Source organism: Ectothiorhodospira haloalkaliphila ATCC 51935, from assembly GCF_000633935.1.
In the GTDB taxonomy this organism is placed as follows: domain Bacteria; phylum Pseudomonadota; class Gammaproteobacteria; order Ectothiorhodospirales; family Ectothiorhodospiraceae; genus Ectothiorhodospira; species Ectothiorhodospira haloalkaliphila.
In genome coordinates, this window is record NZ_KK214996.1 from 747,198 (window position 1) to 763,585 (window position 16,388).

Sequence of the window (16,388 nt, forward strand, 5' to 3'; positions counted from 1 at the left end):
GTCACCACGGGGCGCGGTTGCGCGCCTCCGAAGCTTCCCTCCGCCGGTATGATCCGGTTCAGGTTCCAAGGGACTGTCTCAGCCCCCTTCGGGGGCACCCCTAGCTTCAGGCGCCCAAGCTAGCCCAGATGCCAGGGCTTGGCAAGCCCGAAGGGCTCCTCGTGCACCTCAACTGATCGCCGCCTCCAGGCGTTCGCACGCCGTTTCCAGCACCGTCACCCGCGCAAAGCGCTTGTCGTTGGCCGATACCAGCGTCCAGGGCGCGTATTCGGTGCTGGTACGCACCACCATCTCGTTCACCGCCGCGTTGTAGCCCTCCCGCTGCTGGCGATTGCGCCAGTCCTCGTCGGTGATCTTGTGTTGCTTGTAAGCGACCTTCTCGCGCTCCCGGAAACGCTCCAGTTGCTCTTCTTCCGTGATGTGCAGCCAGAACTTCACCAGCACGATGTCGTGCTCCACCAACTGCTCCTCGAAGTCGTTGATCTCGTGATAGGCCCGGCGCCAGCGATCCTCGGCGGCAAACCCCTCTACCCGCTCCACGAGCACGCGTCCGTACCAGGACCGGTCGAACACCGTCATGCGTCCCCGGGGCGGCACGTAGCGCCAGAAGCGCCACAAATAATGATGGGCGCGCTCCTCGTCGGTGGGGGCCGCCACGGCCACCACACGGTAAAGACGCGCATCAATCCCGGAGGTGAGGCGACGAATGGCCCCTCCCTTGCCAGCGGCATCCCAGCCCTCGAACACGATCACCATGGCCACCCCCTTGTCCTTGGCCCGCCAGGTCAGATCGCGCAGCCGCGCCTGGGCACGGGCCAGGCGTTTCTTGTAGTCCGTCTTTTCCAGGGCCTGAGTCATGTCCAGATGGTCCAGCACCGTCACACGGGCAGAAGGCTCGGGAGGCAGGCTCGGCGCGTGGGAGAGCGAGACGCCCTCATGGGGCGGCCCACCTGCCTGCAGGCGCTCGTTAATGGCATCGAGCAGGGTGCGACCCACGGTGAGATCCCGGTACCGGGGATCGGTGGCCTCGATCAGATACCAGGGGGCGAGTCCGCTATCGGTCTCGCGGATCACCCGCTCCCCGGTCTCCACCAGGCGCTGATAGCGGATGGTCTGATCCTTGCCTTTGGGCAACCGATACCAGCGGCTGGCGGGGTCCTTGAGGCGTTGTTTGAGCCGGGCCTTCTGTTCGGAACGGGTCAGATGGAACCAGAACTTGATGATCAGGGCCCCATCCACCACCAGCATGCTCTCGAAATCCCGGATGCGGGTGAGGGACTCATGCAGGCTGGCCTCGTCCCATTCATCATGAATGCGCTGACGGATGGGCCGGGCATACCAGCCGCCGAAGAAGATGCCGATACTGCCTCGGCGGGGCATGGACTGCCAGTAACGCCACAGGGGCGGACGCTGCAACTGATCGGAACTCTGCTCCCAGAAGGCATGGGTCTCCACCCCCCGGGTATCCAGCCAGGTATTCAGGCAGTTCACCACCTCACCACGGCCGACGCCATCGACACCCTCGACGATGATGATCACAGCGGCGTCCGTGTCCCGCAGACGGCGTTGGGCCTCCAGCAGATCGGCCCGCAGTCGTGGCACCGCCTCCTTGTAAGTCTGCTTCGATACCTTTCTGCCCAACTCCGCTGCTTCGAACATGCCTGACCCCGTCACCGTGTGATGCCCGCACCCGATGGGCGCGGGTCTTGCCCCACCCTGCCCAAGACCTTAACCTTCCGTTCACGACTCATCACCGGGCGGCGCACCATCATGGCCGCCCGGCATAACAACCACAAGATGCAGAGACCACCACCATGAACCTCGAACAAGCCCGTTTCAATATGGTTGAACAGCAGATCCGCCCCTGGGAGGTGCTGGATCCGCGTGTACTGTCCGTGATGGAACACACCCCCCGGGAGCGTTTTGTGCCCGAGAGTCAGCGCATGCTGGCCTATGCCGACCTGGAGGTCCCTCTGGGTCATGGCGAATCCATGATGCGCCCCACCGTGGAAGGACGCCTGCTGCAGGCACTGGACATTCAGCCCCGTGACGTCATCCTGGAGGTGGGCACCGGCTCCGGCTATCTCACCGCCTGCCTTGCCCAGTTGGGAAGTCATGTGGAGAGCGTGGACATTCACGAAGACTTCACCCGTACCGCGGGGCAGCCACTGAAGGATCTGCAACTGCGCAACGTCAACCTGGTCACCGGCAATGCCGCCGAGGGCTGGTCCGGTCGCCATGGCCTGTATGACGTCATCGCCGTGACCGCCTCCATGGCACGCTACCGGGAGGACTTCGAGCGTCAATTGAATCTGGGTGGACGTCTGTTCGTGGTGGTGGGAGAACCGCCGGCCATGCAGGCGATGCTGGTGATCCGCGTGGGTGAGAATGATTTCTCCCGTCATGGCCTCTTCGAAACCTGCCTGAAACCACTGCAGGGGTTCGAAGAGCCCCCCCGTTTCGTCTTCTGAATCCGCCCATGCAGAGACTGACGGCACAGCAGCTTCACGATCATCTGCGGTCGAGCCAGGAGCCGCCGCAACTCATTGACGTGCGCGAACCCTGGGAATACGAAATCGTGCACCTGGAAGGGGCCCAGCTATTCCCCCTGGGGCAACTGGACGAACTTGAAGAGACCCTGGACCCGGACGAAGAGGTGGTGCTGATCTGTCATCATGGTATCCGCTCCCTGCAGGTGGCCCACTACCTTGAACATCAGGGCTTCACCCGGGTGATCAATCTGGAGGGCGGCATGGACGCCTGGGCCCGCCAGGTGGACCCGAAGCTGCCCACCTACTGAAGAAGTCCGCCAAGGTTCCCAATCCGGCCTCGATGAAGATACGATATCAGATTATGCTGATGTTCCCTGTGACCCCCACCCCTTGCGGCTGGAGATGCCCATGATCCGCTTTCGCAAACCGCTGCTGGCCGGCCTGTTTGTTTCACTGACCACGGCGGCCGCGCCTCTGTATGCTGCCGATTTGCTGGAGGTTTACCGCACTGCCCAGGAGCGGGATGCGGAAGTGCGCGCCGCCGAGGCCGAGTTCCGCGCCGCCCTGCAGGCCCGCCCCCAGGCCCGCTCCGTGCTGCTGCCGCAGATCGAGGGCACCCTGGGGTATGCCTACACGGACACGAATCTGGAGGGTCGGAGTTCCTTCGACTTTCAGACCCGCAGCTTCGAGTTGTCCCTTAATCAGACGATCTATGATCACGCCAACTACGTGGCCCTGCGCCAGGCGGATCTGGGCATCGCCCAGGCCACGGCAGTGCGTGATGCCGCCCGTCAGGAACTGATCCTGCGGGTGGCCGAGGCCTATTTCGGAGTGCTCTCGGCCAAGGACAACCTCTCCTTCGCCGAGGCGGAAAAAGAGGCCATTGGCCGGCAGCTGGAGCAGGCGGATCGTCGCTTTGAGGTGGGCCTGATCGCCATCACTGACGTCAAGGAGGCCCAGGCCCAGTTCGATCTGTCGGTGGCCGAGGAGATTGCCGCCCAGAACCGGCTGGATCAGGCCCGGGAGGACCTGGCGGTGATCACCGGACAGTACTACGAGAGCATGTCGGAACTCTCCGACCGCATGCCTCTGGTGATACCGGATCCCGTGGACAAGAACCAGTGGGTGGAAACGGCTCGGGAGGCCAACCTGAACCTGGTGGCCCAGCGCCTGGGTACCGAGGTGGCAGCCCAGGAGATCCGGCGTCAGCGCTCCGGTCACTACCCGACCCTGGGGCTGTCGGCCAGCTATACGGATCAGGAATTCAACGACCTGCCCGACCTGGGCCCACAGCAAGGTCAGCAATTCCTGGACCGCCGGGACACCCAGATCGGCGTGCAGTTGCGCGTGCCCATCTACACCGGTGGCCGGGTGAGTTCCCTGACCCGGGAAGCCCGTGAGAACTTCGATGCCTCCCGCGAGCAGCAGGAACTGGCGGAGCGCCGCACCGTCCAGCAGACCCGCAGCGCCTTCCTTTCCGTTAATGCCGGCATCTCCCGCGTGCGGGCGCTGGAACAGGCCCTGGAGTCCACACGGGCCTCCTTCGAGGCTGCCGAAGCCGGCTTCGAGGTGGGTACGCGCACGGCCGTGGATGTGCTGCTGGAATTGCGCCAGGTCTTCCGGGCCGAGCGGGACTTCTCCGAGGCCCGTTACGATTACCTGCTCAACACCCTGCGCCTGAAGCAGGCTGCGGGCACCCTCACCCAGGAAGATCTGGTGAGCGTGAACACCTGGCTGGATTAAGCCGACTGGATTAATAACATGGCCGAACTGCTCTGCAACCCTGATCGCAGCCACTTGCTGGTTGTGGACATCCAGGAGAAACTGGCGATGGCCATGGATGAGGCAGAGCGCGCCGGGGTTTACCACAACGCAGGCCGCCTGGCCCGGGCCGCCGGGATGCTGAACATTCCCGTCACCGTGACCGAGCAGTATCCCCAGGGGATCGGTCACACGGCTGGCCAGGTCCTGGAACAGTTACCCGAGACGGCCCGGGTGCTGGACAAGACCTCGTTCTCCTGCTGCGGCGACCCAGGCATCATGGATGCCCTCAAGAGCGCCCGCCGCCCGCAGGTGATCGTCTGCGGCATGGAGGCCCATGTGTGCGTATTGCAGACGGCCCTGCGGCTCACCCAGGAGGGTTTCCAGGTATTCGTGGTGGAGGACGGCATCTGTTCCCGCGCCCCCCGCAACCGGGACAATGCCCTGGCCCGCATGGCCCGCGCCGGCGTGATCGTGACCAATGCCGAGTCGGTGATGTTCGAATGGCTGGGCGAGTGCACCCACCCCCGCTTCAAGGATCTGCTGAAGCTGATCCGCTGATCGCCAGCCCCCTCAGTCGGAGCCAGCCAACCTCCCCTGTGGGAGCCGGCCTGCCCCCCCTTGTGGGAGCCGGCCTGCCGGCGATGCGCTGCGACAGCAGCGCCCGAGCCAGACCATATGCCCACCGCCTTCGCGGGCAAGGCCCGCTCCCACATAACTCGGCCGGGCCAGGCCATATGCCCACCGCTTTCGCGGGCAAGGCCCGCTCCCACAGAAGTCACCCCGACACTCATGGGAACGGAAATGACCCGCCCCTATACACTATGGGGGAGTCGGCGCCATATCCTCTGCCCATTTGAGTACTCGAGCCACTGCTCCACGATTTGATTCCAGCACCTGCAAGGCCGCCCCGGCGAGGGCCTTACGCTCCTCACCTGCGGATAGCAATTGCAGGATGATTTGGCCCAGCTCGTCAGCGCCCTTCACATTGCACACCCCACCCGCGTCGGACAGCGCCGCAAACACTTCGCTAAAATTGAACACCTCAGGCCCCGTCACCACAGGTACGCCATGGGCAGCAGGCTCCAGGGGGTTATGTCCCCCCGTAGGCACCAGGCTCCCCCCCACAAAGGCCACATCGGCCACGCCGTAGAGCATGAGCAGTTCCCCCATGCTGTCGCCCAGCCATAACGCCTGAGTATTGTCAGGCACCTGTCCCGCGCTGCGCCTTGCAGGCTCCCATCCTGACTCACGGCACAGGCGTGCCACGGTCTCGAAGCGCTCCGGATGCCGGGGCACCAGGATGAGCAAGGCATCGGGCAGTGCCCGGCGCACGAAGGCGTGGGCCTTGAGCACCTGTTCATCCTCACCGGGATGGGTGCTGGCGGCGATCCAGACCGGATGCATGCCCAGAGCATCACGCAGAGCACGGGACTGATTCAGCAGGGCGTCGGAGAGCGTCAGGTCATACTTGATGTTGCCGGCCACCCGGACCCGATCGGGCAACGCCCCCAAGGCGACGAAGCGGTCAGCATCCTCCGGACCGCGGGCCGCCACGCCCTCCAGCCACCCCAGGGTGCGTTGCACCAGCGGGCGCAGTCGCTGATAGCCGCGAAAGGAACGGGGAGACAGGCGGGCATTCACCAGCAGGATCGGGATGCCATGGGCGTGACAGGCCCGGTAGAGGTTGGGCCAGAGTTCGGTTTCCATGACCAGCAACCGGTCCATGGGCATCCGTTTGAGGAACCTCCCCACGGCACCCGGCAGATCGAATGGCAGATAGCGATGGATCACCGCATCCCCCAAGCGCCGGACCACCTCGTCTGCCCCCGTGGGGGTGGTGGTCGTGACCAGCACCGGCTGCTCCGGATGCCGTTCCCGCCAGGCCCGGATCAGCGCAGTGGCCGCCACCACCTCCCCCACCGATACGGCATGCACCCACAGATGGGCACGCCTATCACGAGGCGGCTCTGGAAACCCCAGCCTCTCGCCCCAGCGCTGCCGATAGGCCGGGTTGCGACGGCTGCGCCAAAGCAGTCGCAGCAGGAAAACGGGCGTGAGCAAATGGATCAGGAGATTATAGAGTGCATGCATCATCGAGCATCCAGAGGGACAGATCAGCAACACATCCCCCGATGGTGAGCCCCTCTCCCGCTCGCGGGAGAGGGGTTGGGGTGAGGGCCGATCATCTAACCGCCCGACCGAATCCGATCAATCACCCCCGACGTCGACACCCCATCCAGGAACGGCAACACCTCCACCGTGCCACCCGCTTCGCGCACACAGCCAGCTCCGGCAATCTCATCGGGGCGATAATCGCCGCCCTTGACCAGCACATCGGGCCGCACCGCGCAGATCAGGCGTTCCGGGGTATCTTCACCAAAGGGCACCACCCAGTCCACACAGGCCAGCCCCGCCAGTACGGCCATGCGGCGCTCCAGCGGATTCACCGGCCGCTCCGGGCCCTTGAGGCGGGCCACGGAAGCATCGTCGTTCACCGCGACGATCAGACGATCACCCCGCTTGCGGGCCTGCTCCAGGTAAGCCACATGCCCGGCATGGAGGATGTCGAAACAGCCATTGGTCATGACGATGCGCTCTCCCTGGGCCCGCGCCTCCTCCACGGCCAGCATGAGATCGCTCTCCGACAGCAGACTGCTCCAGCCGCCATGATGCCCGCGCAACGCGGCCCGCAGTTCAGCGGGCTTCACGTAGCCCGTACCCAGCTTGCCCACCACGATCCCGGCACCCAGGTTGGCCAGGGCCGCAGCCGCGGCCATGTCCTGCCCCGTGGCCAGGGCGGCGGCCACCAAGGAGATCACCGTATCCCCTGCCCCGGTCACATCGAAAACCTCCCGTGCGCGGGTGGGCAGATGCACGGGATCGTGCCCTTCGCGGATCAGCAGCATGCCCCGCTCACTCAGGGTGATCAGCAGCCCCTCGAGACCCAGTTCAGCGCGCAGCCGTTCGCCTCGCTCCACCAGCATGTCGTCCCTGGGGCAGGCGCCGACCACAGCCTCGAACTCAGCCAGATTGGGCGTGAGCAACGTGGCCCCGCGATAACGCTCGAAGTCCCTTCCCTTGGGGTCCACCAGCACGGGCACGCCCGCCTCACGGGCCCGGGCAATCAGCTGAGGTGCGGCTGCCAGGGTTCCTTTGCCGTAATCGGAAAGCACGAGCACCGACACCGAGGCCAGCGCATCGGGCAGGATATCCAGCAAGGCCTGGGTATCCACGTTGTCCAGCGGCTGTTCAAAATCCAGGCGCAGCAGTTGCTGATGCCGACTCATCACCCGAAGTTTGGTAATGGTGGGAACCGCCGGGTCCCGAACGAGCTCGCAGGTCACCCCCGCATCCGCCAGCAGCCGATCCAGCGAGGCAGCCGCCTCGTCCTGGCCCACCACGCCCGCCAGGTGCGTTTGCACACCCAGTCGCGCCAGGTTCAGAGCCACGTTGGCGGCGCCGCCAGGGCGTTCCTCCACCTCATTGACATGCACCACCGGAACCGGGGCCTCCGGCGAGATCCGCGCCGTGGCACCGGACCAGTAGCGGTCCAGCATCAGGTCACCCACCACCATGACCCGGGCCTGTTCGAAGGGGGGCATTCCAGGTTTCACCAGCATTCACCTCACTCAGCAATCCCGGGCATGATACAAGACCGGTCCACCCTCATGGGGGGCAGCGCATGCCGGGCGTGGATCTGGAGATGGATCTGGAGATGGATGTGGATGTGGATGTGGGAGCGGCCCTGGCCGCGAAGGGGACTCCAAACGAAGTCACGGAAGCATCCGAACCTTGGTGGGGCGGTGTGCCTGGGAGCGGGTGTTCGCCGCATGGATGCGGCGATCAAGCCTACAGGGAGGTATTCACGGCGTCCCGCGGACAGGCACACCGCCCCACCAAGGTTCACGCCGGTGCCCGACGAAGGGGCGGACGCCCGGGTTGGCCCCTTCGCGGCCAGGGCCGCTCCCACAGGAAACTCGATCACAGCGCGATTTGATACAATCGCGGTTTTGTCCGCAACCCATGCCCAAGCGCAAACCCTCCGCCCAACTGCATCATCCCATTCACTGGCCCATGTGGGTCGGCGTCGGGCTGCTGTGGGTGCTGGTCAAGGCCCTGCCCTGGCGCTGGCTCGTCCGTCTCGGGGAAGGCGTCGGCGCAGCACTTTACCCTCTAGCCCGGGTGCGACGCCGCATCGCCGAGACCAACATCCGCCTGTGCTTCCCTGAACTGGATGCCCCGGCCCAGCGGCGCCTGGTCAAGGACCATTTCCGCGCCATGGGAGCCGCCCTGTTCGAGACCCCCTTCGGCTGGTGGGCGTCGGAGAAGCAATTGGCCCCGCTGGGGCACATCGAGGGCCTGGAGCATCTGAGGAAGGCGCAGGCTCAGGGCAAAGGGGTGCTTCTGCTCTCGGCCCATTTCACCTCCCTGGAGATTTGCGGGCGTCTGATGCTGAGACATCAGGCCCTGTCGGCCATGTACCGCCCCAACCAGAACCCGGTGGTGGAGTACTTCTTTCGCCGCAACCGGGCAAAACACTGCACCCGGGCCATTCGGCGTGATCAGGCCAAAGACGTGATTCGTACCCTGCGTCAGGGCGAAGTGGTGTGGTATGCCCCCGACCAGGCATTCAAGACCCGCGCCAGCGTGGTCGTGCCCTTCTTCGGCCACCCGGCCGCCACCAATCCGGCCACCTCGAGACTGGCCAAAATCACCGGCGCACCGGTGGTACCCTTTTTCGGGTACCGGCTGCCTGGCAGCCAGGGCTACCGCCTGGTGATCCACCCGCCGCTTGAGGACTTCCCCGGTGACACCCCGGAAGCGGATGCCACACGCATCAACCAGGTGATCGAAAGCGCCATCCGCGAAGCCCCGGAACAGTATTTCTGGACCCACCGCCGCTTCAAGTACAAGAAGCGCTGGGGCATACCGGACCCCTATCGCGCGCCCTCCCGCTGACATCCCCGTGGGAGCGGCCCTGGCCGCGAAAGGGCAGCGCTAGCCCGCCCCTTTACCAAGCACGCTACGGTAGACCGCGAGATTCCCATCCACCATCGCATCCAGGGAAAACCGCCGGCTCACCCTTTCTCGGGCCGCACCGCCCAGGCGCAGGCGCAGATCCGGGTCGTCCAGCAAGCGCAGCACCGCTTCTGCAAGAGCCGGCACATCGCCTGGTGGCACCAGGAGGCCGGCATCGTCTCCCAGGATCTCGGGCACGCCGCCGGCCCGGGCCCCCACCATAGGCACACCCGCCGCCCCCGCCTGGAGCAGCGACACCCCCAGCCCCTCCATCTCCACCGGATGTACCACCAAATCCAGACAGGGGAGGATGCGGGGCAGATCATCACGAAAACCCGCCAGCAGGACATGTGCAGCCAGCCCCAACCGCGACACTTGCTCCCGGATCTCCCCCTCCAGCGGGCCCTGCCCGAAGAACACGAAGCGTACCTGAGGGTGAGCCTGAAGGATCCGGGGGGCGGCCTCAAGCAGGTAACGGTGCCCCTTGCGGGGTATCAACTGGGCAATCACCCCCACCACGGTCTCGTCGCCGGACAGACCAAAGGCCTCGCACAGGACCCTCCCATCACACCCACCGCTGTATGCAGCCACATCCACCGCGCTGGGCACGCATACCACCTGTTCCGGGGGCACTCCCTCCCTCAGCAGAACCTCACGAATCGCCTGGGAAATGGTGATCACTCGATGAAAGAGCCGGTACTTGAGGCGGGCCACCCAGGCCCGCTCCGGGTTGTCCACGCGCCGGGACACCACTGCAGGCACCCGGCACAGGCGGGCCGCCATACCACCGAATACATCTGCACCCCGGCGGCTGTGCACGTGCACCAGATCGGGTTGAACCTGCCGGATCACGCGACGCAGGCGCCACACGAACCCCACATCCAGGTCCCCTCCCATGGGCAACTCATCAACCCGATCGCAGAACGGGCCCGCCGCCTCGGCAATGGCGGCGCCCCGGGGACAGACCAGCACATTGCGCAGACCGCGACGGCTCAAACCCTCGATGAGATACCGCACCTGCAGCGCACCCCCGTAGAGATGCCGCCCTGCCTCCACGTGCAAAACAGTCAGACTCACCGACTCGCCCCTTTTACCGGCAGCAGTCTCTCCACCTCGGTGAGCACCTCATCTACGGTGATGCCCGTGAGGCAATCGAAACGTCCATTGCAGGTGGGGTTGCGCTTGCAGGGGGCGCAGGGCAGGTCGTGGTAGATGACTGTGGTGTTCTCCCGTCCCGTGCCCAGGTAGGGGCACGTGGATCCGAACAGGGCCACCGTGGGGACATTGAAGGCCGGGCCCATGTGGGTGAGGCCGGTGTCGACGCCCACCATTAGGCGGGAACCGGCGATGACGGCCGCAGCCTCGGTCAGCGAGGTCTCGCCCACCCGATTATCCACCGCCTCACCCGCCCGGGCAGCAATGCGATCCGCCGCCGCACGGTCATCAGGCCCACCCAGGAGAACCAGACGCATCCCGTAGCGCTCCCAAAGCCGTGGCGCCAGTTCGGCCCAGTAGGACTCCACCCAATGTTTTTGCGGGCGAGTGGTGAAGGGGCACGCCACCAGGTAGCCTCGGAGATGTCCCTGGGCCACGGATGCGGCTGCCTGGCTGTCTGCTTCGGAGAGGCCCACCCGCATTCGGAAATCCCCGACCTCCAGGCCGAGTTCCTGCGCCAAGTGACGGTATTCGGAACCGATCAACCGGTTGTCGCCCCCCCGGGGCACCACCCGCGTCATGAGCAGATGACTCCCCTCCCGGGAGCCCAGCCCCACCCGCTCACGGGCACCAGACAACCGGGTGAGCAGGCCGCTCTTGAGCAGGCCCTGGAGATCCAGAGCGAGGCCGGGAGAATCCTGTCTCAACTCTCGAAATAACCGGATCACGTCCCGCCCCAGACGGATCCAGCGAAAGCTCTGCAGCCATGAGCGCCACTGGGACTTGGGCCACACCACCACTCGATCCACCAGCGGAAGTCGAGCGACAAGAGGGGCAGCCTGTGGTTCCACCACCCATGTGACGCTTGCCCCTGGCCAACGGGATCGCAGGGCAGCAGGCAGCGGAGACGCCATGACAACATCACCAATGGCAGAGAGGCGGACGATCAGGATCGAAGGCATGCGGATGTCTTGATGGCCAGAAAATGGACGCCGAAGGTATCAAAGTGACCCATTTGGGTGGCAAGTGGCAAGACGCTCAATCTCTCGGGCCAGCAACTGGCCGTTCTCCTCGATTGGCAACTGTCCGTCCAACCTTATCAAGGTGATGACTTCCGAGCGCTCAAACCAATCAGCCATCCACTGAAGCACACACTGCTGCCTGCCATACAAGGAGGCTACGTCCTCTGTCGACCAGCGCTTGAAAGGGCGAATGGAACTTCGCTTGTTGCGTGAGGAAAACCGTTCAGCAGCAACATCGGGTGGCGTGTCCACCATCACGTAGAAGTCTGACAGCTCCGGCTCAAGCACTTCGAGTGCGGATTCAATTGCTTCAGCAGTAACCTGATCCTGCACACGCATCAGGTAAAGCTTCTGAATCACTGCCTGATCAAACAGGACGATGGGCTCTCCCCGCAACTCAAGACGAGCTCTCCCAAGAATCAACAGGCTGTCGACAGCACGAGCCATGCGAGTCAATTCTCGGGCATGACTACCATGGAGGGCTCCTCTCATCACCCTGAGGCACAGGGCCAATGCCCCCGGAAAATGACTCGTTCGAAATGGCAATTTACCATGCTTGCCATAGTAAAATGGCAAAACACTCGAGTTGTGCCGCAATTCCTGCACTGCATATCGAGCGATGCTGGTTTTACCAGAACCAGGAAAACCAAACAACTCCACAAGACATGGATCAACTACATTGGATATCTTTGACATAGATCACATGATAGCATGGGTAGGTGAGAAACATTCCCGTCACGCAGCATATAAGGCCGCCCATCTCATGGGATGCCTGACCCATGATGCAACCCCTTATCCTCTTCCTCAATCAGAGTCGCCCAGTATACAATATGCTGCTCATCGCAACGTGCCAGCAGCATCTCATGCCGGGAAGCCATGGATCACGGGCCAACCCCTTACCCGCCCCTGACTTGCGAAGTACCTCAACGAACCCAAACCCGGGCAACAGGGAGCAGCAACTTAAAATGAACAACACCAGGAATGCGATGTTCAGGCTTTTTGTTATCGGGTGTTCTCGATCCGGCACAACCATAATCCAGAAACATCTCTCTGAATCGATGAGCCTCAGCACTTTACCAGAAACCGACTTCTTCGGGATAGCCGGCGGAGGCGGCAGGGCCGCGCAATTGCTTAGCCTGGCCGGCGCCCCCAGAAAAAGGCACCTGACTGCCCTGGAGAGACTGCAAGACGATCTGAATGCGCATTCCATCACGATCGAGGTACCTCATCATGCCATCAGCATCACCGAAGCAGCCTCTCGATTCACAAGAGCACTGGATAGCCTGGCACAACATGATGGCAGTCTTGGGTGGATAGAAAAAACTCCGAAACATTTCAAACATATACATCTCATAGAAAAAACCGTGCCAGACGCCCATTTTGTTCATGTCGTCAGGGAAGGCACCTCTGTCGTCGCATCAATCGTTGACCGCGCAAGGAGATTTCCAGGGCGGTTCAAGGGGCAATCGAACCCGGAATATGCAATCCGGAACTGGAACAAGGCGATAAAGGCCACTGCCGCAAACCTGCATAGAACGCACCATTGCGCAATATCCTATGAGGAGTTTTGCAAACAGCCCAAAAGGGCGATTGACAAACTCATGAAGAAGTTCGGCATGAACACCCGCCGGGAGTCGTGGCCAGAAATAAAAATCGACGACAAAAGAATTTTCCGAAAAAAAGAAGAATGGAAAGAAAATACCACCAACGAAATAAATTTATCTGAATCAAAATTCAACAACACATTCTCAAAACAAGAACGCACAAGAATAATTTCTCGACTTGACCTCGAAACCTACCATAAGATACTTGAAAGAATTGAATTCCAGACATGAATTTAAATAGTAAATAAGTTACTACTGCGGGCAGCTTCAAAAGCACCGACGCGAGAAAAGGATATCGCAACAGGCAATCGCCACTGCCGCTCATTTTCCGGATTAACAATGCCCCATCACTTGCAGCCTCCTGATCAGCCAACAGGCCTTGTATCCTATACGGCCCTGCTGGGCTGGTATTTATTTGCATTCTTTGCACTCCACTCCCCTTCCGGCGCCGCATTGGGCCTGCTCGTCACGGCAATTGCATCAGCAGGGGCTACTGCTTTTCTGTGGAGAGACCTCAAAAACGAACCCATCTTCTGGATCAGCCTGCTGCTCGGTCTCTACATAGCGGCTCGCTCTATCGCCGCAGTAACGGAATTCCCGGAACTCAATGAAATGAGGAATCCACACTGGAGACACTTCATCATCATAAGCCTACCAATACCAATCATAATGGGGTGGTGGCTAAACCAGCATCAACATCATGTGAAACCGATACTATTGGTGGCATTCCTTGGTTTTTTAGTGGGAATGAGTCGTGAATTAATGCTCACCGAACTACTCGAAATAGACCTTTCATCCCGGTACGCATGGGGATATCAACCCAACTTTCTTGGCCTGATTGCTGGCGCGGGGCTAATTATCTGCCTGACCATACTGACCTTGGGCAAGGAAAAGAAATCAATCTCCATACTCTTACTGACGATAGCCAGCATCCTCTTCGCATCCATGATAATCATCTCCCAATCGCGATCAGCTTGGTTAGCGCTACCTATCGCCCTCATATTCATGCTGATGAGCAACTGGGCCTCCCAACCGCAACTACGCCGGAGGATAACCACCATTACATCCACCCTCATTATCGCTCCTGCCATCATCATTACTGCACTTCATGCTTCCGGGAATCAGCTTACCCTGATCGACCGCATCCAAGCAGAGAACGAGACAATCTCGCTTATTGCCAAGGGTGAATTTTCTGCTGCCGCAGCACAAGGTCAATCCGTGGGATCAAGATTGCATATGTGGATAGTGGGAATCGAAGCCATCCGCGAAAGACCTGTACTAGGCTGGGGAGGAGGTGCTGGCCAAATCATACTGAGCGAGATAAAATACCGTCATTTTCATAACTTCTACATTGAATTCACAATTGGGTACGGAATTGCGGGACTCGTCGGATTCCTGACCCTGATCATGTTAATGATACACACATTGATCAACGCAAGGAAAACAGAAAGAATACCGGATACCATTTATTCAAGCGTTATTGCAATCACATTGTTTACCGCAATCATCCTAAGTTTCGAAATACGCGTTGGCCAACCAGAGGGACGAGCTTTCTTACTATTTCTGCTATCATTTTATGGGCTTGCAATATTTTCCAAAAAAAACACCAAGGCCCAATCAATCCAAAAAACCGCGAGCTGACTGCCGATGGATCTCTCCAATAAATTCAGCCCCGCATTGATCGCCACTCGCCGAAACAACCTCAAGGGCTGGATTGACCCATACCAAGTTATCTACACAAGGAAAAGCGCTGAATGGCCTTTTTATATCAGGCACTGGCCTTGGCTAGCATGCCCGGGTCAATGGGATCTTTGCGATTCGCCCAAGGCCGCCTTCAGGGAAGCTGAATTGAGGGAGTTCTTACTGGAAAACGGAGATCATTCAAGAACTGCCAGCTACAAACGGCTAGTGAACGAGTTACAACGCCATGGACGTACACGATTTCCAAGATGCGAATCAAAGGAGGAAATTGAGCTTTATTTTCAAGAAGTTAAAGCCCTCTTTTCAAGCATGCGGGAACATGGATATCAACCAGCCCGGCATCATGAGGCAAATACCGACATCATGGTCCGGATTGACAGAGATGGCAGGCTCATCAAATGCGGCGAAGGCACCCACAGACTTGCCATTGCCAGGATTCTAAACTTAAAGGCTGTCAAGGTTCAGATAGACCTTGTCCATAGTCGATGGGCACGACGTTGCGTCAATAGATATGACCTTCCCGTAAAATCAGCCATCGCCAAATGGATGGATGAAATCACTATCCAGCAGCTAGCCAGGAATACCTCCTCCTGAGAAATCAGCGATGATGGTATTTTTTCAGGAGATCGCCCAGATAGTTGGCCACCCCTCTTGGCAATGCACGCAACCAGAGAAGTCGACGGGGAACCTCGCGCCATTGCTCATTCAAGGCACAACCGGCGTGCAGTCCATACCGAATGAACTCCGCATAATGCCTGACCCGCTCAGACGTACTTAAGAAACACTGATGAAAACATACATCATCTCTCCAATAAGCCAGCAATCCCTTCACATTGCGTAGACGTCGCCTCGAAGAGGTGGCAGTCAACCCATTTTTGGCAAAATCAACTATCTGAACCGGCTGATTGACGCAACGGAGGCTATATCGATGTGCAATCTGCTTCCAGATGTAGCTAGGTCGAACATGAGTCTCACCAGCAAAAACCGGATAGGGATACTGCCTCAATACATCAACCCGCAAAGCGGATCGCTTTTCTCCACAAATGCCCTGCAAGCCACGCAGCTCAAGATAGTTCCCATCCCAGATATCGCGTGGATAAGCCGTCCCATGCAACCTACCTTCACTGGTAACGCACAACCCTTCAACACCCGCGCATGTCAGTCGTTGCTCCGGAGATAAACTCAACCAGGCCTTGGCCAGTATACCCAAAGCACCCGGGGTCAACCTGTCGTCTGAGTCCAGAACCATGAATAGCTCACCCTTTGCCGCCGAGACACCCCGATTATGAGCTACATGCTTCCCACCATTGGCCTGATAAATGTAGCGCACGCTTATACCATTTACTTTCGACCAACGGGCCACGACATCATCGGTGGCATCGGTTGAGCCATCATCGACAACGATAATCTCCCAGGAACTGCAGGACTGAGCTGTTATACTATCAAGCGCACGAGCGATAACCTGCCCCCGGTTATAGGCTGGAATGAATATGGAAAACAATGGACTTGTCATGTATTGAACCCAGAGTCACCAGCAGCCGGCTGTCACACCCTCTGCAAATATGAACATGAACCACACCAACACCCCCTCCATGACTAATACCAACATGACCGCGCGGGCAATATGCGGA

15 protein-coding genes and 1 riboswitch are annotated in these 16,388 nt (G+C 60.5%); of the genes, 8 read left to right on the forward strand and 7 right to left on the reverse strand.

The window, feature by feature from the left end:
* Positions 1-18: 18 nt before the first annotated feature.
* Positions 19-112, reverse strand: a riboswitch (TPP riboswitch).
* Positions 113-168: 56 nt separating this feature from the next.
* Positions 169-1,659, reverse strand: coding sequence for a polyphosphate:AMP phosphotransferase (gene pap / locus ECTHA_RS0105385; RefSeq protein ID WP_025280565.1), 1,491 nt, complete (start codon positions 1,657-1,659; stop codon positions 169-171).
* Between the two features lie 155 nt (positions 1,660-1,814).
* On the opposite strand from pap, the gene ECTHA_RS0105390 reads away from it, so the two are divergent.
* The 4 genes from ECTHA_RS0105390 to ECTHA_RS0105405 all read left to right on the forward strand — a co-directional run bounded on the left by ECTHA_RS0105390 (position 1,815) and on the right by ECTHA_RS0105405 (position 4,814).
* Complete coding sequence (locus ECTHA_RS0105390) at positions 1,815-2,471, forward strand: protein-L-isoaspartate O-methyltransferase family protein (protein WP_025280564.1); 657 nt, start codon at positions 1,815-1,817, stop codon at positions 2,469-2,471.
* Positions 2,472-2,479: 8 nt separating this feature from the next.
* Complete coding sequence (locus ECTHA_RS0105395; RefSeq protein ID WP_025280563.1) at positions 2,480-2,800, forward strand: rhodanese-like domain-containing protein; 321 nt, start codon at positions 2,480-2,482, stop codon at positions 2,798-2,800.
* 100 nt (positions 2,801-2,900) lie between these two features.
* On the forward strand, positions 2,901-4,235 hold the full coding sequence (locus tag ECTHA_RS0105400; protein WP_025280562.1) for a TolC family outer membrane protein: 1,335 nt from the start codon (positions 2,901-2,903) through the stop codon (positions 4,233-4,235).
* An 18-nt stretch (positions 4,236-4,253) separates the two neighbouring features.
* Positions 4,254-4,814 carry a hydrolase gene (locus ECTHA_RS0105405; protein ID WP_025280561.1) on the forward strand — a complete coding sequence of 187 codons (561 nt, stop codon included), beginning with the start codon at positions 4,254-4,256 and terminating at the stop codon, positions 4,812-4,814.
* Positions 4,815-5,075: 261 nt separating this feature from the next.
* Here the strand turns inward: ECTHA_RS0105405 and waaA are convergent, their stop codons facing one another.
* Positions 5,076-6,347 (reverse strand): lipid IV(A) 3-deoxy-D-manno-octulosonic acid transferase, encoded by a 1,272-nt coding sequence (gene waaA, locus ECTHA_RS0105410; RefSeq protein WP_342341609.1) that lies wholly within the window; start codon positions 6,345-6,347, stop codon positions 5,076-5,078.
* A 95-nt stretch (positions 6,348-6,442) separates the two neighbouring features.
* Entirely contained in the window at positions 6,443-7,870 is a 1,428-nt protein-coding gene (gene hldE / locus ECTHA_RS0105415; RefSeq protein ID WP_025280560.1) for a bifunctional D-glycero-beta-D-manno-heptose-7-phosphate kinase/D-glycero-beta-D-manno-heptose 1-phosphate adenylyltransferase HldE, read from the reverse strand.
* A 409-nt stretch (positions 7,871-8,279) separates the two neighbouring features.
* Between hldE and lpxL the strand changes: the two genes are divergently transcribed.
* A complete protein-coding gene (gene lpxL, locus ECTHA_RS0105420; RefSeq protein ID WP_026623570.1) occupies positions 8,280-9,215 on the forward strand; it encodes an LpxL/LpxP family Kdo(2)-lipid IV(A) lauroyl/palmitoleoyl acyltransferase in 936 nt (311 codons plus the stop codon).
* A 39-nt stretch (positions 9,216-9,254) separates the two neighbouring features.
* Here the strand turns inward: lpxL and ECTHA_RS0105425 are convergent, their stop codons facing one another.
* The 3 genes from ECTHA_RS0105425 to ECTHA_RS0105435 are packed head-to-tail and all read right to left on the reverse strand — an operon-like array spanning position 9,255 to position 12,148.
* Positions 9,255-10,352 (reverse strand): glycosyltransferase, encoded by a 1,098-nt coding sequence (locus tag ECTHA_RS0105425; protein ID WP_338042717.1) that lies wholly within the window; start codon positions 10,350-10,352, stop codon positions 9,255-9,257.
* On the reverse strand, positions 10,349-11,392 hold the full coding sequence (locus tag ECTHA_RS0105430; protein ID WP_025280447.1) for a glycosyltransferase family 9 protein: 1,044 nt from the start codon (positions 11,390-11,392) through the stop codon (positions 10,349-10,351). Before ECTHA_RS0105430 ends, ECTHA_RS0105425 begins: the two co-directional genes overlap by 4 nt.
* Before the next feature lie 39 nt (positions 11,393-11,431).
* Positions 11,432-12,148 carry a P-loop nucleotide/nucleoside kinase family protein gene (locus tag ECTHA_RS0105435; RefSeq protein ID WP_128571834.1) on the reverse strand — a complete coding sequence of 239 codons (717 nt, stop codon included), beginning with the start codon at positions 12,146-12,148 and terminating at the stop codon, positions 11,432-11,434.
* An 83-nt stretch (positions 12,149-12,231) separates the two neighbouring features.
* On the opposite strand from ECTHA_RS0105435, the gene ECTHA_RS19325 reads away from it, so the two are divergent.
* The 3 genes from ECTHA_RS19325 to ECTHA_RS19835 all read left to right on the forward strand — a co-directional run bounded on the left by ECTHA_RS19325 (position 12,232) and on the right by ECTHA_RS19835 (position 15,351).
* Positions 12,232-13,287, forward strand: coding sequence for a sulfotransferase family protein (locus ECTHA_RS19325; protein WP_084306716.1), 1,056 nt, complete (start codon positions 12,232-12,234; stop codon positions 13,285-13,287).
* A gap of 108 nt (positions 13,288-13,395) precedes the next feature.
* Entirely contained in the window at positions 13,396-14,697 is a 1,302-nt protein-coding gene (locus ECTHA_RS0105445; RefSeq protein WP_026623571.1) for an O-antigen ligase family protein, read from the forward strand.
* 6 nt (positions 14,698-14,703) lie between these two features.
* Complete coding sequence (locus tag ECTHA_RS19835; RefSeq protein ID WP_128571832.1) at positions 14,704-15,351, forward strand: ParB N-terminal domain-containing protein; 648 nt, start codon at positions 14,704-14,706, stop codon at positions 15,349-15,351.
* Positions 15,352-15,355: 4 nt separating this feature from the next.
* Here the strand turns inward: ECTHA_RS19835 and ECTHA_RS19330 are convergent, their stop codons facing one another.
* Entirely contained in the window at positions 15,356-16,270 is a 915-nt protein-coding gene (locus ECTHA_RS19330) for a glycosyltransferase family 2 protein (RefSeq protein WP_084306719.1), read from the reverse strand.
* Positions 16,271-16,388 lie beyond the last annotated feature (118 nt).